This window comes from bacterium (genome assembly GCA_030685015.1).
In the GTDB taxonomy this organism is placed as follows: Bacteria; CAIWAD01; CAIWAD01; order CAIWAD01; family CAIWAD01; genus CAIWAD01.
Genome location: JAUXWS010000019.1, coordinates 1 through 20,674, shown reverse-complemented (window position 1 = coordinate 20,674; position 20,674 = coordinate 1). Strand labels below are relative to the sequence as shown.

The following is a 20,674-nucleotide window of genomic DNA, read 5'->3' as shown; positions in this document are numbered from 1 at the left end:
CACCGCCATGCTGCTCCGAGCGAGGATACCGGGCAGCTCGTCGTCAACTCATGCCGCCGATGTGCCGGATCTGCGCAGGGAGGCGAACAGCACCACCAAGAAGAGGAGAATGGCCGCCACCCCCGTCTCGCCGCCGTGGACGCGCAGGCCGCTCCAGCCACCCAGGTCGCCCACTATCCGAGCCGTCAGACCGGCGTGAAGCAGGAGCAGCGCGACGTGGAAGCCACGGTTCAGCTTCACGGCCAGGCCGGTCAGGGCGGGCACGATGATGGGCGCGTGGCCGAAGATCATGGCGAAGACAAAACCCAGGAAGAGGGCGTGGAGGGAGGCGTCGCGCCAGGGACCGGCCACTTGGCAGGGGCCGACCAGGGCGAGGAGGCCCGCCGCGGCCAGCCAGCAGTAGCCCGAGAGCAGGCAAAAAGCGGCGTAGCGTGGCGGACCGGGCAGGCGGATGGTGCGCCGGGCGATATCGTTGACGCCAAGCCAGATGGCCAGCAGCAGGTGTCCGGCGCCCTGCAGGCGGAGGCCCAGCTCCAGGGACCAGCCTGTGGCGGCCAGGGCGGCCAGTTGAAGCAGCAGGATCGCTTTGAAGGCCGTCTCCGCCCGTGGCGAGGGCTTCATCAAGCGGTTCAGTTCCAAGCGCTCGCCGGCGATGGTCAGCACGAGAAAGGCCGCCCACCAGGGCGTGGCGGCCACGGCGGAACCGCGCAGCCAGAGCTGCATATGGGCCGCCAGCAGGGCCAGGGCGCCCAGGGCCATCACTGTGTTGAAGAAAGTGCGCTGGCGCCGCAGGATGGGCACGAAGAGCAGGACGAGGCCGGCCGCTCCCGCCGTCATGAGCAGGGCAGCCGTCCGCACCGCCGTCATCGGACCCGGCAGGGCCGGACCGGCGATCATGGCCAGTCCGCCCATACCGTGCAGGAGCGCGGGCAGCCAAAGCAGGGGGCGGCCCCCCAAGGCGGCGGCCCGCTCGGCGCAGATCACCGTGCCCAGGAAGGCGCCGGCCATGAGCGGGCCATGCAGGGCGGCGAGCAGGCCATGGAGGGCGGGGAGGGGGGTGGGCAGGCGGAGCAGCCCAGCCCAGAGACCGGCCAGCAGGGAGAGCGCGCCCAGCAGCAGGAAGGGCGGCGCCGGCAGCGGGCGGGGCGTCACGAGTCCCAACCCAGGATGGCGCGGGCTTCGGGAGCCATCATGGCCGGCGTCCAGACCGGTTCCCAGACCAGCTCCACCTCCACCTCCCTGAGGGTGGGCACGTTGACCCGCACCACGGAGGCGGCCTGCTGGGTGATCATGCTGTGCATGGGGCAGCCCGCCGAGGTCATGGTCAGGCGGATGCGGGCCCGGTCGCCCTCTTGCTCAATCCCATAAACGAGACCCAGATCGACGATGTTGATCCCCACCTCCGGGTCCATGACCAGGCGCAGGGCATGGCGGATCTCAGCTTCCAGTTCCAACATGGCTTGCTCCCTGTCCATAGCGGGGTCCGGCTTTGCCTGGCATTTCCAGGCCACCGGCGTTGTCCACACATCCGAAGGGCGGCGACTCCGCCTCACAAGCAGGCAGTTCGCATCGCGATTTGATTGGCCGGCCAAGCGGCATCACGCGTCTGACATGATTGTGGTCGGAATTGATCAGGCTGTCATGAAAATGCCACTGATGGGTGGAATTTCAACCCGGCACCGGCCTGGCACCGGCCTGGCACCGACCTGGCACCGACCTGGCACTGACCTGGCACCGACCTGGCACCTTATCCACACCCCCACCGCCTTTGTCCTTTCGCATGGACAGATTTGACCACTAGGCCGGAAAGCACGTCTTGCCCGGTGGACACTGACAGCCCGGGAGTCATAAAGTGGCTGATCAAGCGTTCAGCGATGGTTGCGCAATTAACGGGAATGCGACTGATTGATCCTCCCGCCGCGTCTGCCGTGGCGGACTCCGTGGAGGACAGGACGAGCATGCCGCTGCGCATCGGAGACTCCAGCCCCCGGCCCGACGCCCCTGCCAAACTGACCGGCGAGGCCCGCTATGTGGACGATCTGCGCCCTGACGGCCTGCTGCACGGCATCACCATCCGCAGCCACCTGCCCCGTGCCCGCCTGAAGTCCATTCGGCTTGACCCCGCCTACGACTGGTCCGGCTTCACGGTGGCCGGTCCCGCCGACATCCCCGGCCGCAACTGCATTCCCGTGCTGGACGAGGACCAGCCGGCCCTGGCCGAGGACGCGGTCAACCATGCCGAGGAGCCCCTCCTCCTTCTCGCCCATGAGGATCCGGCCCGCCTGGAGCGTGCCCGCCGCGCCGTCACGGTCGAGCTGGAGCCCCTGCCCGCGCTGCTGGATCTGCGGGCGGCCCTGGCCGCGGCCGCGGACGGTCCACGCATCCATGTCCGCGGACCAGTCCTCAAGGAGATCCGCATCGCCAAAGGGGATCCCGCCGGGATCTGGGAACAGGCCGACCTGCTGCTCGAGGACGAGGCGGAAACCGGCGCCCAGGAGCAGCTCTACATCGAGCCCCAGGGCATGATCGCCTGGGCGGATGGCGGGTCGGTGACGGTCGTCGGCTCCCTGCAGTGCCCCTACTACGTGCAGCACGGGTTGTGCGCCGTCTTCGGGCTGCCGCCGGAGCAGGTGCGCGTCATCCAGGCCGTCACCGGCGGCGGATTCGGCGGCAAGGAGGAGTACCCCACCCTCCTGGCCGCCCATGCCGCCCTGCTGGCCCGCAAGGCGGGGCGCCCCGTCAAGATGGTCTACGACCGCGCCGAGGACATGGCGGCCACCACCAAGCGCCACCCCTCCCTCACGCGCAGCCGCGCCGCCTTCTCCTCCGCCGGCCGCCTGCTGGCCCTTGCCATCGACTTCAACCTGGATGCCGGCGCCTACACGACCCTCAGCCCCGTGGTGCTCTCGCGCGGGGCCCTGCATGCCGCCGGTCCCTACCGCTGCGACCATGTGCGCATCCTGGCCCGCGCCTGGGCCACCAACACGCCGCCGCACGGGGCATTCCGCGGTTTCGGCGCGCCCCAGAGCTGCTTCGCCATCGAACGGCTGATGGATCTGGCCGCCGCCCGCCTGGGGCTCGACCCCGCCGAGTTGCGCCGTCGCAACCTGTTGCGGAAGGGCGACACCACGGCCACGGGCCAGGTGATGCGGGAGGAGATCGGGCTGGAGGGCCTGCTCGACCTGGCCCTGGGCGAATCCGACTACCATCGGCGCCGGACCGCCTGCGCGGCGGCCAACCGCCGGGCTGGGCCGGAGGATCCGCGGCGGGGCGTGGGCCTCTCGCTCTTCATGCATGGGGCGGGATTCACGGGCAGCGGGGAAAAGCGCCTGGCCTCCCGGGCCGCCTTCGAACTGGGCCGCGATGGCGTGGTGCGCGTGCTGGCGGCCTCCACGGAGATCGGACAGGGGGCGATCACCGTCTTCCGCCAGATTGTGGGCGAAAGCCTGGGCGCGGACGAGGCCTCGATCGAGGTGGAGGCGCCCGACACGGCCCGCGTGCCCGACAGCGGTCCCACCGTGGCCAGCCGCACGACGATGGTGGTGGGTCATCTGCTCCAGGGCGCCGCGCGCGCCCTGCGCGCCGCCCTGGAGGCGGACGGCCTGGCGGCGGAGGCCGGGACCGACGCCGTGGCGGAGGCTTTGCGGAAGCGGGGCGCCCGCCTGGGCCCGGAGCGCTGGACGGAGAGCTACTCCCATCCGGACTGGGTGGTCTGGGACGAGGAGCGCTATGTGGGCGACGCCTATCCGACCTTCGCCTGGGCGGCCTACGTGGCCCAGGTGGCGGTGGATCCGCTGACGGGAGAGGCCCAGGTGGAGGACTTCACCGCGGTGCAGGACATCGGCCGCGTGGTCAACCCGGCCCTGGCCGAGGGACAGGTGGAGGGCGGCGTGGCCCAGGGCATCGGCTACGCCCTGTTCGAGGAGGTGGTCTGGCGCGAGGGGCGCATGGCCAACAACCGCCTCAGCACCTACATCATCCCCACCGCCCTGGATCTGCCCGCCATCCGCGTCCGCTTCCGCGAGACGCCGGGCGGCTACGGACCGCAGGGCGCCAAGGGCCTGGGCGAGCTGCCCCTGGACGGCACGGCGCCCGCCGTGCTGGCCGCCCTCGACCAGGCGACGGGCGGCCGCTTCACCCGCCTGCCTGTCCTGCCCGAAGAGATTCTGCCCAGCCTCGAGGCCGGGGGGGAGACGCCCCGTGCCTGAGCCCATTCGTCTCGCCTTCACCCTCAATGGAGATCCCTGCAAGGTTGACTGCCTGCCAGGGACGCGCCTGCTCGATCTCCTGCGCGGGCTGGGCCGCACCGGCGTCAAGGAGGGGTGCGGCGAAGGGGAGTGCGGGGCCTGCGCCGTGCTGATGAACGGACGGCTTGTCAACAGCTGCCTTGTGCCGGCCGCCCAGGCGGAGGGCGCCGTGCTCCTCACCATCGAGGGCGCCGCCGCCGACCGCGAGCTGGCCGCCCTGCAACGCGGCTTCCTGGAGCAGGCGGGCGCCCAGTGCGGCATCTGCACGCCGGGCATGGTGCTGGCCGCCGGCGCCTTGCTGAAACGGCGGGCCGACCCTTCGCTGGAAGAGATCCGCGAGGCCCTCGCGGGCAACCTCTGCCGCTGCACGGGCTACGTCAAGATCGTGGCCGGCGTGCGGGCGGCGGCGGCTTTGCTGCGCGGGGAGGACGGGGGAGGCCCGGCATGAGGGGCGCGGCCGTCGATCTGGAGATCCGCCGACCGTTCTCGCTGGCCCAGGCGCTGGATCTGCTGGCGGACGAGGCGGCGGGGTGGACGCTCCTCTGTGGCGGCACCGACGTGATGGTGCTGCATGAGGCCGGGCTATTGGGGCCACGCCGCTTGCTGGATCTGTGGGGCCTGCCCGGACTGTGCGGCATCGCGGTGGAGCCGGAGTCCGTTGTCATCGGCGCCGCCACGCCCTTCGCCGAGATCCGCGACCACGGGCGGATCCGCGCCGAGTTCCCCCTGCTGGCGGAAGCGGCGCGGAACATCGGGGCGCGGGCCATCCAGGAGCGGGGCAGCCTGGGCGGCAACCTGGGCAACGCCTCGCCGGCGGCGGACAGCGTGCCGGCCCTCATCGCCCACGGGGCGGAGCTGGAGCTGGCCTCGCGCCGGGGACGCCGCCGCCTGGCGGTGGAGGACTTCTTCCTTGATTACCGGCGCACGGCCCTGGCGCCGGGAGAGGTGATCCATTCCATCCACCTGCCGCGGCCGGGGGCGCCGGTGGCCTGGTTCCGCAAGGTGGGCGCGCGCCGCGCCCAGGCCATCTCCAAGGTGGTGCTGGCGGCGGCCGGCGCCTGGCGGGAGGGTCGTCTCCACTGCCGCATCGGGCTGGGCAGCGTGGCGCCCATCCCCCTGCGCTGCCGCGAGACGGAGAACTACCTGGCCTTCCACGCCGGCGAGACGGGCTGGCAGGATGAGGCGGTGGCCCGCCTGCAGGACGAGATCCGCCCCATCGACGACATCCGCTCCACGGCGGCCTATCGCCGCCGGGTGGCGGGCAATCTGCTGCTCGCTTTCCTGCGGCGGGCCGGGGAGACGGGCTGATGTGGAACTGGACGGAAGCGCTGGCCGAGCTGGCCCGGGCCGGGACTCCCTGCGTGCTGGCGACCCTGACGGGCGGTGGCGGCTCCACCCCGGCCCCGGTGGGCGCCAAGCTGATCCTCGCCGCCGATGGCCGCCAGTGGGGCACGGTGGGGGGCGGCGCCCTGGAGGCCGCCGTGCTGGAGCGGGCGCAGGCCGTGATGGGCGGGACGCTGGAATCCCTGCGCTTGCCCCTGGCCGCCCAGGGCCAATGCTGCGGCGGCATGGTCGAGCTGCTGCTGGAACCCCTCTTCGCCGGGCCGCGCCTCCACGTGCTGGGCGCCGGCCACGTGGCCCGCGAACTGGCGTTTGTCCTGGCGGGTACGCGCCTGCGCCTCGAGTTGGTCGATGCCCGGCCGGAGTGGATCCAGCGCGAGGGCCTGCCCGCCACCGTCCACCGCCACGAGCAGGATCCCCTGGCCTATGTGCGCCAACTGCAGCCCGACCCGCGACGTGATCTTGTGCTCATCCTCACCCACTCGCACGAGCTGGATCTGGCCCTGCTGCGGGACTTGCTCACGATGCCCATCGCCTGGTTGGGCTTGATCGGCAGCCGCCACAAGTGGAGTTCCTTCCGCGCCACCCTGCTGCGGGAAGGCCTGCCGGCCGATGCGCTGGAACGGGTCTGCTGCCCCGTGGGCGACTCCCGGGCCGGCAAAGCGCCGCGGGAGGTGGCCATCGCCATGGCCCAGCACCTGCTGGTGGCGGAGGCCTTGCTCGCACGCACCGGGACCTGGCCCTCCACCGACGCGGCCGCCGGGGAGGCGTCGTGAGCACGGCCGACATTCCGCTCCTGCTGGGGGCGGGCGGCCGCTCGCGCCGGATGGGGCGGCCCAAGCACCTGTTGCCCTACCGCGGCGCGCCCTGGATTCTCTGGCAGTTGCGGCGCTTCGCCGCCAGCGGCGGTTGGCGCGTGCTGGTCGTGCTGCCCGAGGCGCTGGACGAGTCACGCGACCTGGAGTGGCTGGGCGAGGCGGGCGCCCTGGGCCTGCGACTCAAGACGCTGGTGCAGCCCGACACGGCGGCGCCCATGTCCAGCAGCCTGCGCCTGGCGGCGCAGTGGGCCGTGCTGGAGGGGGCGGGCGGCGCCTTCTGGCTGCCGGTGGACGTGCCGGCGCCCGGGCCGGAGCTGTGGCGGGATCTGGCCGCGGCGGCCACGACGCGGGGCTGCGAGGCGGCGGTGCCGGAGGGGGGCGGCCACCCGGTCTGGCTGGGGCGCTACGTGCTGCAGCGCCTGGCCGACGCGCCGGGGGAGGGGCAGCGGCTGGACCTGCTGCTGCGCGAGCTGGACTTTGACGGCAGCTTGGCGCGGGGAGCGGCGGAGGACCCCTGCTGCCGCATCAACCTCAACACGCCGGAGGAGTGGGTCGCCTGGACACGCGCCAATGCGGCCGAGGAGGGCAGTGCATGAGTGGCCCCATTTCCTTCACCTTGAACGGGCGGCCGGTGGAGGCGGTGCCCGAGGAAGGGCAGACGCTGCTCGACCTGCTGCGCGAGGGCCTGGGCCTGCGCTCCCTCAAGGACGGTTGCGCGCCGCAAGGTGTCTGCGGCTGCTGCATGATCCTGCTCGACGACCGCCCCGTCCTGGCCTGCCTCAAGTCTCCGGAGCAAGTGGCGGGGCGCCACGCGCGCACCCTGGAGGGCCTGCCCGTGCGTGAGAGGCGGCTGCTGGCGCGGGCCTTCACCGAGGAGCACGCCGTCCAGTGCGGCTTCTGCACGCCGGGCATCGCCCTTCGCCTCCACGCGCTGCTCGAGCGCAATCCGGACCCGTCCTTGCCCGAGGTGCGGCGCGCCCTGGCCGGCCACCTGTGCCGCTGCACGGGCTACAAGAGCATCGAACGGGCGGCCTCCCGCCTGGCCGGGTTGCGGCGGGAGGGGGAGGCTTCCTGCTGCGGGGATCCCGCCCAGGGCATCGGCGGCGACCAGCCACGCTATCAGGGCGCGGCCCTGACGCTGGGCGAGCGTCCCTTCGTGGCGGACCTGGAACGGCCGGGCCTGCTCCACGCCGCCCTCGCCTTCGCCGCCCATCCCCGCGCCCTCCTGCGCCGGCTGGACTGCGCGGCGGCGGCCGCCGCCCCCGGCGTGCGGCGCGTCCTCACCTGGCGGGACATCCCGGGAAGCCGTCACACCGGCCTCATCGTGGCCGACTGGCCGCTGCTGGTGGCCCAGGGTGAGTGCAGCCGCTGCGTTGGGGACGTGGTGGCGGTCGTGGTGGCGGAGAGCCGCCAGGCGGCGCGCCGGGCGGCGGGCCTGGTGCAGTGCGAGTGGGAGGAACTGACCCCGCTGACGGATCCGGAGGAGGCCCTGGCGCCGGAGGCGCCGGCCCTTCATCCCGGCGGCAACCTGCTTGAGACCTGCGCTTTCGCCCGCGGCGACGTGGCGGGGGGGCTGGCCGGATCGGCCGTCGTGGTGCGCCTGGACTTCGAGACCCAGCGCATCGAGCACGCCTTCCTCGAGCCGGAGGGCTGCCTGGCCGAGCCGGAGGGCGAGGGCCTGCGCGTCTTCAGCCCCGGCCAGGGCGTCCACGACGACCAGCGCCAGATCGCCGCCCTGCTCGGCCTTCCCCTCGCCCAGGTGATGGTCGAGCTGGTGCCCAACGGCGGCGCGTTCGGCGGCAAGGAGGATCTCTCCGTCCAGGGCCATGCCGCCCTGGCCGCCTGGCTGCTGCGGAGACCAGTCAAGCTGGTGCTGAGCCGCGAAGAGTCGCTGCGCCTCCATCCCAAGCGTCACCCGCTACGTCTTCGCTACGAGGTGGGCGCCGACCGCGACGGGCGCTTGCGGGCGGCGCGCGTCCGCATCGTGGGCGACACGGGCGCCTACGCCTCGGTGGGGGGCAAGGTGCTGGAGCGGGCCGCCGGCCACAGCTGCGGCCCCTACCGCGTGCCCGCCGTGGACGTGGAGGCCCGGGCCGTCTACACCAACAACCCGCCCTGCGGCGCCATGCGGGGCTTTGGCGCCAACCAGGCGGCCTTCGCCATCGAGGGCGTGCTGGACGAGCTGGCGGCGCGGCTGGGGATCGACCGCTGGGAGATGCGCCGCCGCAACATCCTCCACCCCGGCGACCGCTTCGCCACGGGCCAGCTCATGACCGGCAGCGTGAAGGGGCTGGCCCGCTGCCTGGAGGCGGTGCGCCCCGTCTTCCAGGGCGCCGCCTGCGCCGGACTGGCCCTGGGCATCAAGAACACGGGCATCGGCAACGGCCTGGTGGACACGGGCCGCGTGCGCCTGCGCGTCCTGCCCGGCGGCCGCCTGCAGCTGCACACCGGCTTCACCGAGATGGGCCAGGGTTTGTTCACCATCCTGCGCCAGATCGTTCACGAGGAGACCGGGATTCCCGTTGAGCGCATGGAGGTGGCGACGCTGAGCGAGCTGGCCCTGCTCTGCGGCATGACCACCGCCTCCCGCGCCACCGCGCTGGCCGGCGCGGCGGCGGGGCGGGCGGGCCGGGAGCTGGCCCTCGCCTTGCGCGAGAGGCCGCTGGAGGAGTTGGCCGGCCGCGAGTTCCTGGGCGAATTCCTCTGCGACATCACCACGGCGCCGGGGGCGGACGTGCCCGAGCCGGTCACCCACATGACCTTCTCCTACGCCGCCCAGGTGGTCGAGCTGGAGCCGGACGGGCGCATCCGCCGGATCACGGCCGCCCACGACGTGGGGCGGGCGATCAACCCGGCCAGCTGCCGCGGCCAGATCGAGGGCAGCCTGCACATGGGGTTGGGCTACGCCCTGAGCGAGGACTTCCCCTGCACGGGCGGCCGCCCCCACAGCCTGCGCCTCAAGGATTGCGGCGTGCTGCGCGCCGCGGAGACGCCCGAGCTGGATGTGATCCTGATCGAGGAGCCCGACGAGATCGGCGGCTATGGCGTGAAGGGCGTGGGCGAGGTCGGGCTTGTGCCCACCGCCGCCGCCGTCGCCTCGGCGCTGCGTGCCTGGGACGGCCGCCCCCGCACCCGCCTGCCCATGCGGGAGGACAAGGCCCGCTGCCTGCGTCCTGATCCCGTCGGTGGACGGAGCCGCTCGTGAACGGTCTGCGCCCCTTTCCCTTCGCGGCGCTGCTGCACCGCCTGCGTCATGAGCTGGAGTCCGGCGTCGCCGTCTTCGAACTGCCGCGCCGGGACTGGCACCGCCCGCGGCCCGGCCTCGACCTCTCCTTCCACCATGCCGGCCGGCGGGCGGCCAATCCCTGCGGGCCGGCGGCGGGCCCCCACACCCAGCTTGCCCAGAACATGGTCCAGGGCTGGCTGGCCGGCGCCCGCGTCTTCGAGCTGAAGACGATCCAGGTGCTGGACCGCCTGAACATTCCCCGGCCCTGCATCCACGTTCCCCATTACGGCCTCAACGTGGAATGGAGCCAGGAACTGTCGTTGCCCGTGAGTGTCCGCGAGTACCAGAAGGCGGCCTGGCTGCTGGAGATCCTCCGGCGCGGACGGGCGGGCGGCGCGCTGCCGGAGGGGTCCGACCTGGACACCGTGCTCGACCTCAGCGTGGGCTATTCGCTGGATGGTGTCCGCAGCCCTGCGCTGAGCGCTGCGCTGGAGGCGCTGCGCCGCCCCGCGGAGGGGTGGCGGGATCTGGAGCGGGGGCTGCCCGCCGAGCTGCGCGCCTGGGCCGGGGATCCACCGGCCGGCCCCATCGCCGATTGTGTCACGCTCTCCACCTTCCATGGCTGTCCGCCGGGGGAGATCGAGGCCATCGCCGGCCACTTGCTGGAACAGGGCTGGTCGGTGATCGTCAAGCTCAATCCCACCCTGCTCGGCCTGGCGGAGCTGCGGCACCTCCTTCATGAGCGGCTGGGCTACCATCACCTGGAACTGGACCCTTCCGCCATCGCCGAGGACCTGGATCTGGACGGCGCCGTGCGCCTGCTCGGGCGCTTGCGCCGGCGGGCCGGGGAGCTGGGCCGCCACCTGGGCGCCAAGTTCACCAACACCCTCGTCGTGGCGCGGGACGCCCGGATTTTCCCCCCGGAGGCGGGACCCCGCATGTACCTCTCGGGCACGCCCCTCCACCCCCTTGCCCTGGCGGCGGCGGCGCGGGTGGCGGCCGCCCTCGACCATCCCCTGCCCCTTTCCTTCTCGGCGGGCGTGGACCGCTTGAACGCGGCGGACACGCTGGCCTGCGGCTTCGCGCCGCTCACCCTCTGCACGGATCTGCTGCGCCGGGGCGGGCAGGGACGGCTGGCCCGCGTGCTGGCGGCGGTCGAGGAGCGGCTGGTCGCGGCCGGCTGCTCCAGTCTCGCCGCCTGGCAGGGCGAGAGCGGTGACGAGGCGGCCGTCTGGCGGGAGCGCGTCCGCCGCATGCGGGACGCGGCGGCGCGAGCCGCCGAGCATCCCCGCCACCAGGCCTCCCAGGTGATGAAGCCGCCGTGCAAGGTGGGGAGCGCGCTGGAGCGGCTGGACTGCCTCAGCTGCGACCTCTGCCTGCCGGCCTGCCCCAATCTGGCCCTCTTCTCCTGGGAGACGCCGCCGGGCGGCGGCCTGCGCGAGCGGAGACAGATCGGCGTGCTGGCCGATGCCTGCAACGCCTGCTCAAACTGCGAGACCTGGTGTCCGGAGGAAGGGGCCCCCTGGCGTGTGAAGGAGCGCTGGCATCAGGACCGCGCCAGCCTGGAGGCCGCCTCCCCGGAGCTGGAGGGCTGGTGCTGGGAGGCCGGCGCCCTGGTGGGGCGGGTGGACGGCGGGTGGGTGCGTCTGGCCGCAACTGATGACGGGATCCAGTGGCGGCTGGAGGCGGGCGGCGGGAGCCATCCCGCGTCGGAGGGCGGCGGGGCTTTGCCGGCGGCCCTGCGGCCTCTGCTGGCGAGGGCCCTCCTCGTCTGGCGGGGACTGGCGCGGGACGGATCGAATCCCGCGGGCTTGCTGCGCGAGGCGGGGGAGGGCCGGCCATGACCCAGCTTTTCATCAATGCCCGCATCCCGGCGGGGGTCAACCAGACCAGGCCCACGGACTTCCTGGTGGAGGACGGACGCTTCGCCTGGTTCAGCGCCGCCGGTCGGCGACGGGATGCGCGGCCGGCCCTCGACCTGGGCGGCGCCCTCGTCCTGCCGGGCGTGATCGATGGCCACGTGCATTTCGACGATCCCGGTTACACCTGGCGCGAGGACTTCGCCACCGGCACGAGGGCGGCGGCGGCGGGAGGCGTCACCTGTGTGGCGGACATGCCCTGCACCTCCATCCCGCCGGTCATCAACGGCGCGGCTCTGGAGGCGAAACTGGCCGTGGTGGCGCCCAAGGCCCACGTGGACTTCCTCTTCTGGGGCGGCATCTGCGCCGACCTGATGGCCCATGACAACGCGTGGAAGCGCTACCTGCGCGAGTTGGCCGGCGCCGGGGCGGCCGCCATCAAGTGCTACCTGCATTCCGGCATGGCCGCTTTTCCCGCTCTCACGCCCGCCCAGATGGAGACGGCGGCGGAGGCCTGCCGGGAGCTGGGCCTGCCCCTGGGTGTGCATGCCGAGGACCACGGAATCATCGCGGAGCGTGAGGCGAAGCTGCGACGGGACGGCGCCGATGATTGGCGGGCCTACCTGCTGTCCCGTCCCGCGGAGGCGGAGATCCGCGCTGTGGAGCAGGTCATCGCGGCGGCGCGGCGCACCGGCGCCCACCTCCATGTCGTCCACCTGGGTTCGGGCGACGCCCTGGACCGCCTGGGGGAGGCCGCGCGCGAAGGGGTGCCGGTGACGGCCGAGACCTGTCCGCACTACCTCGCCTTCGCCACCCACCATTTCCCCATCATGGGCAGCGTGCTCAAGACGGCGCCCCCGGTGAAGAAGGAGGAGGACCGGCGACGGCTGTGGTGGGGGCTGGAGACGGGGGAGATCTCCTTCGTGACCACCGACCACGCCGCCGGCCTGTGGCCGCAGGAGAAACAGACGGGCTCCTTCCGGACCGATTACGGCGGCATTCCCGGCACCGAGCTGATGCTGCCCTGGCTCTACAGCGTGGGGGTGCAACAAGGGCGCATCACCCTCGAGCGGCTGGTGGAGTTGCTGAGCGGTGGCCCCGCGCGCTTTTTCGGCGTGGCCGACCGCAAGGGGGCGCTGGCGCCTCGGCATGACGCGGACTTCGTGGTGCTGGACGACGACTGGCCCTGGCAGGTTGAATCCGTCCGGCTGCACAATCGCAACCGCTACACGCCCTTCGAGGGGTGGCCCCTGACCGCCCGCGTGCGGCAGACCTGGGTGCGCGGCCGCCTGGTCTACGACCACGCCACGGACAGTTTCCCGGCCCCCCCTGGCTGGGGTCGCCTCATCCGGCGGGGAGGGCGCGATGGCTGAGACCCATCTGCTGCGTGGCGGCGCGCTGCTGGCCGACTGGTCGGCCGCCTTGACACTGCCCGACGGCGCCGTGGCCTGGCGCGGCGGTCGGATCGTGGCGGCCGGTCCGCGGGAAGAGGTGGAGGCGGCCCACCCCGACGCCGTGTCACACGAGGCCCACGGCGGCTGGATCGCGCCGGGGCTGATCAACGCCCATCACCACCTCTACTCCGCCCTGGCGACGGGCCTGGATCCCGGCTTGCCCATCGACGGATTCGGGCAGCGGCTGGACCGCCTCTGGTGGCGGCTGGATCGCGCCCACGACGAGGCCAGCGTGCGCCACAGCGTGCGGCTGGGCGCCCTGCGCTGCGCGCTGGCCGGTTGCACGACGGTGGTCGACCACCATGCCTCGCCCTCCCTCATCACGGGCGTGCTGGACATGGTGGCCGATGAGCTGGAGCGGGCCGGCCTCTCCGCCGTCCTCTGCTACGAGGCGAGCGACCGCAACGGCGCGGCCGGGGCGGCGGCGGGCCTTGAGGAGAGCCGACGCTTCCGCGAGGAGACGCGCCATCATCCGCGCTTCCGCGGCCTGCTGGGACTCCATGCCGCCTTCACCCTCTCCGATCGCACGCTGGCCCGGGCCGCGGACCTGTGTGAGAGCGGCGACGTGCACGTCCATGTGGCGGAGGACCGCCTGGATGGGGAGGAGTGCCGCCAGCGCCACGGGGAGGAGCCGCTCTCGCGCCTGGAGCGTCATGGCCTGCTGGGACCCGCCTCCTGGATCGTCCACGGCGTCCACCTGGGGGAGACCGACTTCGCACGGCTGGGCGCGCGCGGCGCTCTGCTCGTCCACAACCCGGAGTCCAACGCCAACAACCAGGTGGGACGCCTGGACCTGGCGGCGGCGCGCCGGGCCGGCGCCAGACTGGGCCTGGGCACGGACGGGATGAGTCCCTGCCTGCTCCAGGCGCTGCGCTGCGCATTCCTCTTGCACCGCCAGGGCTCGGGCGACCCGGGGGCCGGCTGGCGGGAGACGGCCGGCCTGCTGGACGGCGCGCGCGCACACCTGGCCTCCCTCTTCGGTCAGCCCGGTTATGGCAGGCTGGAGGCAGGCGCGCCGGCCGACCTGATCGTGGTGGATGACGCGACGGGGGCGACGCCAAAGGCGGAGAACCTGACGGCGCACATCGTCTTCGGCCTGACCCCCTTCCGTGTGCGCCACACGGTGGCGCAGGGATCCTTCCTCGTGCGGGACTTCATCGCGGTCCGCCAGGACGCGGAGCGGACGGCGCGGGAAGCGGAGCCGGTGCGTCGCGCGCTCTGGCGGCGCTTCGCCGGGCTGGCCGCGGGCACACCTTATCTTGGCGGCGACTGAAGAACGGGAGGCCTTGTGAACAAGGACCATCGTGCCATGGTGAGGGAGCGGGCGCTGGCGCGCTGCCGGGAGCGGGGCATCGTCATTCCGACCCTGGCCCAGCAACAGCGGCCGGAGCTGATTCCAGCGGAGGTCCGCGCCGCCCTGGCCAAGGTGGACATGCAGGCGGTGGACCCCCTCAACCTCTTCCGCATCACCTGGAAGAACGATCCGAACGGCGGTTTCGGGTCCGTCAACGCCCTGGAGATCCCGCCCGAGATCAGCGGCGTCAAGGCGCGCATCGTCGGGCTGGCCGGGCACTTCTTTCCCACCGGGGCGCACAAGGTGGGGGCGGCCTTCGGTTGCCTGGTGCCCCGTCTCGTGCGCGGCGATTTCGACCCCACCACCCAGCTCGCCGTCTGGCCCAGCACGGGCAACTACTGCCGTGGCGGCGCCTTCGACAGCGTCCTGCTCGGTTGCCGGCCCCTGGCCATCCTGCCCGAGGAGATGAGCCGCGAGCGCTTCCGCTGGCTGGAGGAGATCGGCGCCGAGATCATGGCCACGCCCGGCTGCGAGAGCAACGTCAAGGAGATTTTCGACGCCTGCTGGCGGATCCGCGCCGAGCGGGGCGACGCCGTCATCTTCAACCAGTTCGAGGAGTTCGGCAACTACCTGTGGCACTACGCGGTGACGGGATCGGCCGCGCTGGAGATCGCCCGCCGGCACGGCTTGGAGGAGGGCCAGGCGCACTGGGTGGGCGCCACCGGTTCGGGCGGCACGCTGGCCGCGGGGGACCGCCTCAAGGACGAGCTGCCCGGCGGGCGCATCGTCGCGGCGGAGGCCCTGCAGTGCCCCACCCTTCTGCAGAACGGCTTCGGCGGACACCGCATCGAGGGGATCGGCGACAAGCACATCCCCTGGATCCACAACGCCCGCACCACGGACGCCGTCTGCGCCATCGACGACGAGGACACGATGCGCCTGCTGCGCCTCTTCAACGAGCCAGCCGGCGGCGAACATCTCAGCTCCATGGGCGTGCGCGACGTGGTGCTGGCCCGCCTGCCCTGGCTGGGCATCTCCAGCATCTGCAACCTGCTTGCCTGCATCAAGACGGCCCGCTGGTTCGAACTGGACGAGTCGCACACCCTCTTCACCTCCTTCACCGACTCGGTGGAACTCTACCGCACCCGCTTGGCGGAGCTGGAGACGGCGCACGGACCCTACCGCGCCGCCGACGCCCGCGCCGACCACGAGCGGCGCCTGCTTGGCCAGCGCGCCGACGCCTTCCGCGAGCTGACCTATCCCGAGCGCAAGGCCCTGCACAACCTCAAGTACTTCACCTGGGTGGAGCAGCAGGGGCGCTCGGTGGAGGAGCTCAATCTGCTGTGGGATCCCGGCTTCTGGGCGGCCCTAAAGGAGGAGCTGCCCGCCTGGGACGAGGAGATCCTCCGCTTCAATCTGGACAGCGGGGCGTCGATCCGGCAGTAGGACGATTGCTTCCGGGGCTGATGATGGAGGGACTTGGCATGAAGGTTGATCTAAGTGCTCTCGAGCGGGCAGTTGAGAAGCTGAGGGCAGGAATCGACCGCGTCGCCGCCTCTCCCGACGATGACCAGATCCGGGATGGCCTTGTGCAGCGCTTCGAGTTCACCTATGAGCTGTCACACAATAGACTGCGACGCTTCCTTGCCTCCCGCTCGGCCAGCGCGGAGGACGTGCGGACCGCGGATTTCGCCACCCTGATCCGCATGGCCGACGAACAAGATCTGCTGCTGGGTGGTTGGGCTTCCTGGAAGCGCTGGAGAGAGTTGCGGAGCAAATCGAGCCACACCTATGATGAGGACGTGGCCATGGAGGTGGTGCAGGAGATTCCCGCGTTCCATGAAGAGGCGCTCCACCTGCTCAGGTCCATGCAGGCTGGATCCGGTCGATGAGTCCCTCGCTTCAGTTGACCGAATCGCAGCTGGGCATTGTGCTGGCCGTGCTTCGGCAGCATGCGCCAGATCGCGAGGTGCGTGTCTTCGGCTCCCGCGCCCGGGGAGATGCGCGTCGCATGTCCGATCTGGATCTGGCCTTGATGGGTGACCATCCCCTGCCACTCGCCGTGCTCGCCGATCTGCGCGAGGCTTTTGCTGAATCGGACTTGTCCTTCCGCGTCGACTTGTTGGATTGGGCCAGGACCAGCGATCATTTCCGCGGCTTGATCAAGGAAGAGGGCATTGTGATTCACGAAGGAAGGCTGCCGTGAGCGCATCCTGCACCTGTGACAGCCGGGCGTCGATCCGCGGTTGAAAGGAGCATGCGGCGATGAGCATGATGGGACCGGAACTGGAGCGGCTGGTTGGAATACGTCACGAGGCGATGGTCCGCTTCCTGCGGGAGATGATCGCCATTCCCGCCGAGAGCTGCCGCGAGGAGGAACGCTGCCGGCGCGTCAAGGCCGAGTACGAGGCGCTGGGCTTCGACGAGGTCCGGTTCGACGGTCTGGGCAGCGTGGTGGCGCGCATGGGGAGCGGGCCGCTCACCCTGCTTTTCGACGGCCACGTCGACTGCGTGGGGGTGGGCGATCCCGCCAGCTGGGAGCACGACCCCTTCCTGGGCAAGCGCGAGGGCGGCAGGGTGTGGGGACGGGGGGCGGTGGACGAGCTGCCCGCCATCGCCTGCATGGCCTACGGCATGGCCGCGCTCAAGGAGTCAGGCTGGCCGCCCGGCCTGACAGCATACCTGGTGGCCAGCGTGATGGAGGAGGACTGCGACGGCCTGCCGCTGCAGCACCTCATCGAGCGGGAGGGCCTGCGGCCCCATGCCGTCATCCTGGGCGAGCCGACCGACCTGGCCATCCATCGCGGACATCGTGGCCGGATGGAGATCAGCGTCACGACGCGGGGCGTCTCGGCCCATGGCGCCCACTGTGAACGCGGCGTCAACGCCATCTACAAAATGGCGCCCATCCTCCAGGACATCGAGGCGCTGAACGCGACCCTGGCGACGGACCCCTTCCTGGGCAAGGGCACGGTGACGGTGTCGCACATCGACTGCAAGACGCCCAGCCTCTGCGCCGTGCCCGACCAAGCGCGCATCTGGATCGACCGTCGCCTGACGGCGGGAGAGACGGTGGAGGGGGCCCTCGAGCAGATCCGCCGCCTGCCCCGCCTGGGGGACGCCGTGGTGGAGCTGCCGGTCTACGAGGCCGTCAGCTGGCGGGGCCTCGCCGTGCGGCAGCCCAAGAGCTTCCCCACCTGGGTGCTGGCCGAGGACCATCCCCTCGTGCGGCTCAGCGCCCGCGCGGCGGAGCAAGTGCTGGGGGCGCCGCCCCTGGTTTCACGCTGGACTTTTTCAACCAACGGCGTGGCGACGATGGGACGGCTGGGCATCCCCACCGTGGGTTTCGCCCCGGGGCGGGAGGAATTGTCCCACTCCACCGGGGAGTGGGTGGCGGAGGAGGACCTGGCGCGGGCCGCCGCCGTCTACGCCCGCATGGCCGTCCTGCTGGCCGGGCACAGTCAAGAATTGATGTGAGGGAGAGATGGAAAGCAAGTACCATGGCCGCGACTTCGTCACGACGCAGGACTGGAGCACGACGGAGATCGAGGAGCTGATCGAGCTGGCGCGTCAGCTCAAGCTGGGGCGCAAGATGGGCGTGGGCAACCGCGTTCTGGACGGCAAGACCCTTTACATGATCTTCTTCGACAACAGCACGAGGACGCGCAACTCCTTCGAGACGGGCATGACGCAGCTGGGCGGGCACGCCGTCTTCCTCTCGCCGGACAAGATGCAGATCAGCCACGGCGAGAACGCCAAGGACACGGCCAACGTGTTGTCGCGCTACGGCGAGGCGATCGCCATCCGCCACTGCGCCTTCCGCGAGGGGAACCCCTACCTGCGCGAGGTGGCGGCGCATGCCACCGTGCCGGTGATCAACATGCAGTGCGACGTCTACCACCCCTGCCAGATCCTGGCGGATTACATGACCATCCGCGAGCACAAGGGCTACGGACGCAAGCTCAAGCTGGGCGTGGCCTGGACCAGCGCGCCCAACTACGTGCGGCCGCTCTCCGTGCCGCAGAGCCTCATCCTCATGATGCCACGCTTCGGCATCGACGTGACCCTGGCCTACCCGGAGGAGTTCCGCCTGATGCCGGAGATCGAGGAGCAGGCCCGCCGCAATGCGGCGGAAGGGGGGGCGCGTTTCGAGATCAGCCACCGCTTCGAGGATGCCTTCGAGGGGGCGGACATCGTCATCCCCAAGTCGTGGGGGCCGCTCATGCACACGCAGGACAAGGCCAAGGGCCTGGAAGCGATCGCCCGGCATCCGACCTGGTGCTGCGACGCGGAGCGGATGAAGCTGGGGCAGTCGGACCTGATCTACATGCATCCGCTGCCCGCCGATCGCGGGCGCGAGGTGACCGACGAGGTGATCGACGGGGCGCAGTCGGTGGTCTACGACGAGGCGGAGAACCGTCTGCACGTGCAGAAGGCGCTGATGGCCCTCGTGATGTAGACTCCTTCCCCCTGCAAGGGGGAAGGCCGGGATGGGGGTTCGAGGACGACGCATTGACCCATTATGCCCCGGTCCAGTCCGCTGACCCGGGGACGAGGGAGCATGAGCTATCGCCTGTGTTGTGTCGAGTGCGGCGGGGTCCACGAGGAGGACCCCGCCCTGCTCGTCTGCCCCGCCTGCGCCGGGCGCCAGCTTCCCGGCGGACACATCCGCGGCGTGCTGCTGGTGGAGCCGGAGTCGCTTCCGGGCCGATGGCCCGAAAGCCCGCTCGATCTCCCCGCCTGGCTCCCTCTGCCCACCGGCCTGGCGCTGCCCCACCATCCTGTCGGGGCCACGCCCCTGCTGCCCGTGCCCGCCCTGCGCCGCCACCTGGGCATGCCGCGTCTCTGGGTCAAGGACGACACGCGCAACCCCAGCGGCTCCACCAAGGATCGCGCCTCGTGGCTGGTCTGCGCCAAAGCGCTCCAGTACGGGCTCAAGACAGTGGCCACCGCCTCCACGGGCAACGCCGCCACGGCGCTGGCCTCCTGCGCGGCGGCCATGGGCCTGCGCGCCGCGGTCTTCGTGCCGGCCTCGGCCCCGGCCGCCAAGCTGCTCCACATCCGCGCCTGCGGGGCCATGCTGCTGGCGGTGGAGGGCAGCTACGACGACGCCTTCGAGCTGTCCACCGCGGCCTGCCGGAGCAGGGGCTGGTACAACCGCAACACGGCGCTCAACCCCTACACCATCGAGGGCAAGAAGACGGCGGCGCTGGAACTGATGACCCAGGCGCCGGACCACGCCCTTGACGTCGTGCTCACCGGCGCGGGCGACGGCGTCATCCTGGGCGGGCTGGGCAAGGGACTGGCCGACCTGGCACGGGCCGGGCTCCTCATGAGTCCCCCGCGCCTGCTGGCCGTCCAGGCCGGCGGCTCCGACGCCTTGGCGCGCGGCTGGGAGGCGGGCAGGGCCGAGGCGGCCCGCGTGCCGAGCGCGAACAGCGTGGCGGACAGCCTGAATGTGGAGGCACCGCGCAACGCCATCCACGCCCTGCAGACGCTGCGTGGGACGAAGGGCGGCTGCGTCCGCGTCAGCGACGACGAGGTGCGCGCCGCGGTGGCGCTGCTGGGGGCCGCCACCGGCATCTTCGCCGAACCCGCCGGCGCCGCCGCGCTGGCCGGCCTGATCCGCGCCCTGGAGCTGGGTCTGGTGGATCGCGGGGAGCGCGTCGCCCTCCTCGTCACGGGCCAGGGCCTCAAGGATCCCGCCGCCGCCGCCGCGTACTTTCCCACGGCCCGCCACATCGGACCGCGCGGGGAGGACCTGCCGGAAGAGCTGTGAGCAGGGAGTAACTGAATCACTCGCCGGACGTGATCGCCATCCATGTGATCAGATGAATCTCGTCTTCGGTGATGGGAGGCAAAGGATCCGGTGGCTGGAAGGGCTCCACACCGATGTGCTCCACTACTTCGACCAAGCATTGCGCTTTCTCATCATTGGACGAAGAGGTGCTCTCGAACACGAGACGTAGTTTGGGCTTCCTCTCTTCGCGACCAGGGCGACTCTACTTCTGGCGCGCGTCCTCCTCTTCCATTGCCTCGGTCTCAGCCTTGCGCGCAACGGACTCCAGCTCAGCGACCAGTGCCGCCAGCTTGGGATCGCGGACGGCGATCACCCTCTCGGTCTCGCCTGCTATCTCCCGGAAGATCTCCAGATCGGACCTGACTGCCGCTGTCAGGCGCGGGACGTCATAGGCCGAGGCGTTTTCGATGAATTCACTGGACGCGAGCAGGTCCTCGAAGACCTCCTCGTCCCCCGTGACCAGGTGCCAGGCATGATGCCTGACACCAAAGCCTTACCTCAGCAGCGTCACCGTCCTCGTCTGCGCCCGCCCCGCCGCCTCCAGCGTGACCAGGTAGACGCCGCTGGCCAGGCGGCCGGCCTGGAAGGGCAGGTGGTGCGTGCCCGCCGGCAGGGTGCCTTCCACCAGCACGGCC

General features: G+C 71.5%; 18 protein-coding genes. 15 read left to right on the top strand and 3 right to left on the bottom strand.

Features of this window, described 5'->3' with window-relative positions; translation table 11 throughout:
• Positions 1–48 precede the first annotated feature (48 nt).
• The gene (locus tag Q8O14_01885; GenBank protein MDP2359493.1) at positions 49–1,152 is read right to left on the bottom strand and encodes a hypothetical protein; all 1,104 of its coding nucleotides are present in this window, start codon (positions 1,150–1,152) and stop codon (positions 49–51) included.
• Positions 1,149–1,457 carry a metal-sulfur cluster assembly factor gene (locus tag Q8O14_01880; protein ID MDP2359492.1) on the bottom strand — a complete coding sequence of 103 codons (309 nt, stop codon included), beginning with the start codon at positions 1,455–1,457 and terminating at the stop codon, positions 1,149–1,151. Before Q8O14_01880 ends, Q8O14_01885 begins: the two co-directional genes overlap by 4 nt.
• A gap of 501 nt (positions 1,458–1,958) precedes the next feature.
• Here Q8O14_01880 and Q8O14_01875 point away from each other — a divergent pair.
• The 15 genes from Q8O14_01875 (at position 1,959) to Q8O14_01805 (ending at position 20,018) form a co-directional block, all read left to right on the top strand.
• The gene (locus Q8O14_01875) at positions 1,959–4,208 is read left to right on the top strand and encodes a xanthine dehydrogenase family protein molybdopterin-binding subunit (GenBank protein ID MDP2359491.1); all 2,250 of its coding nucleotides are present in this window, start codon (positions 1,959–1,961) and stop codon (positions 4,206–4,208) included.
• Positions 4,201–4,695, top strand: a complete 495-nt coding sequence (locus Q8O14_01870; GenBank protein ID MDP2359490.1) for a (2Fe-2S)-binding protein — start codon at positions 4,201–4,203, stop codon at positions 4,693–4,695. The genes Q8O14_01875 and Q8O14_01870 overlap by 8 nt, the downstream gene beginning before the upstream one ends.
• The gene (locus Q8O14_01865; GenBank protein ID MDP2359489.1) at positions 4,692–5,555 is read left to right on the top strand and encodes a xanthine dehydrogenase family protein subunit M; all 864 of its coding nucleotides are present in this window, start codon (positions 4,692–4,694) and stop codon (positions 5,553–5,555) included. The genes Q8O14_01870 and Q8O14_01865 overlap by 4 nt, the downstream gene beginning before the upstream one ends.
• Positions 5,555–6,364, top strand: a complete 810-nt coding sequence (locus tag Q8O14_01860; protein MDP2359488.1) for an XdhC family protein — start codon at positions 5,555–5,557, stop codon at positions 6,362–6,364. The genes Q8O14_01865 and Q8O14_01860 overlap by 1 nt, the downstream gene beginning before the upstream one ends.
• On the top strand, positions 6,361–7,002 hold the full coding sequence (locus tag Q8O14_01855; GenBank protein ID MDP2359487.1) for an NTP transferase domain-containing protein: 642 nt from the start codon (positions 6,361–6,363) through the stop codon (positions 7,000–7,002). Before Q8O14_01860 ends, Q8O14_01855 begins: the two co-directional genes overlap by 4 nt.
• Positions 6,999–9,611 (top strand): selenium-dependent xanthine dehydrogenase, encoded by a 2,613-nt coding sequence (xdh, locus tag Q8O14_01850; protein ID MDP2359486.1) that lies wholly within the window; start codon positions 6,999–7,001, stop codon positions 9,609–9,611. Before Q8O14_01855 ends, xdh begins: the two co-directional genes overlap by 4 nt.
• Complete coding sequence (locus tag Q8O14_01845) at positions 9,608–11,476, top strand: glutamate synthase (GenBank protein ID MDP2359485.1); 1,869 nt, start codon at positions 9,608–9,610, stop codon at positions 11,474–11,476. The genes xdh and Q8O14_01845 overlap by 4 nt, the downstream gene beginning before the upstream one ends.
• Positions 11,473–12,864, top strand: coding sequence for an allantoinase AllB (gene allB, locus Q8O14_01840; protein ID MDP2359484.1), 1,392 nt, complete (start codon positions 11,473–11,475; stop codon positions 12,862–12,864). Before Q8O14_01845 ends, allB begins: the two co-directional genes overlap by 4 nt.
• Positions 12,857–14,218 carry an amidohydrolase family protein gene (locus Q8O14_01835; GenBank protein MDP2359483.1) on the top strand — a complete coding sequence of 454 codons (1,362 nt, stop codon included), beginning with the start codon at positions 12,857–12,859 and terminating at the stop codon, positions 14,216–14,218. The genes allB and Q8O14_01835 overlap by 8 nt, the downstream gene beginning before the upstream one ends.
• A 15-nt stretch (positions 14,219–14,233) precedes the next feature.
• The gene (locus tag Q8O14_01830; protein MDP2359482.1) at positions 14,234–15,685 is read left to right on the top strand and encodes a pyridoxal-phosphate dependent enzyme; all 1,452 of its coding nucleotides are present in this window, start codon (positions 14,234–14,236) and stop codon (positions 15,683–15,685) included.
• Positions 15,686–15,723: 38 nt separating this feature from the next.
• Positions 15,724–16,131: an HI0074 family nucleotidyltransferase substrate-binding subunit gene (locus Q8O14_01825; protein MDP2359481.1), complete on the top strand. Its 408-nt coding sequence runs from the start codon at positions 15,724–15,726 to the stop codon at positions 16,129–16,131.
• Positions 16,128–16,445: a nucleotidyltransferase domain-containing protein gene (locus Q8O14_01820; protein ID MDP2359480.1), complete on the top strand. Its 318-nt coding sequence runs from the start codon at positions 16,128–16,130 to the stop codon at positions 16,443–16,445. The genes Q8O14_01825 and Q8O14_01820 overlap by 4 nt, the downstream gene beginning before the upstream one ends.
• A gap of 59 nt (positions 16,446–16,504) precedes the next feature.
• Entirely contained in the window at positions 16,505–17,716 is a 1,212-nt protein-coding gene (locus tag Q8O14_01815; GenBank protein MDP2359479.1) for a YgeY family selenium metabolism-linked hydrolase, read from the top strand.
• 7 nt (positions 17,717–17,723) lie between these two features.
• Positions 17,724–18,698 carry an ornithine carbamoyltransferase gene (locus Q8O14_01810; GenBank protein MDP2359478.1) on the top strand — a complete coding sequence of 325 codons (975 nt, stop codon included), beginning with the start codon at positions 17,724–17,726 and terminating at the stop codon, positions 18,696–18,698.
• Positions 18,699–18,800: 102 nt separating this feature from the next.
• A complete protein-coding gene (locus Q8O14_01805; GenBank protein ID MDP2359477.1) occupies positions 18,801–20,018 on the top strand; it encodes a pyridoxal-phosphate dependent enzyme in 1,218 nt (405 codons plus the stop codon).
• 16 nt (positions 20,019–20,034) lie between these two features.
• Here Q8O14_01805 and Q8O14_01800 read toward each other — a convergent pair whose 3' ends face one another.
• Positions 20,035–20,199 (bottom strand): hypothetical protein, encoded by a 165-nt coding sequence (locus Q8O14_01800; GenBank protein ID MDP2359476.1) that lies wholly within the window; start codon positions 20,197–20,199, stop codon positions 20,035–20,037.
• Between the last annotated feature and the right edge of the window lie 475 nt (positions 20,200–20,674).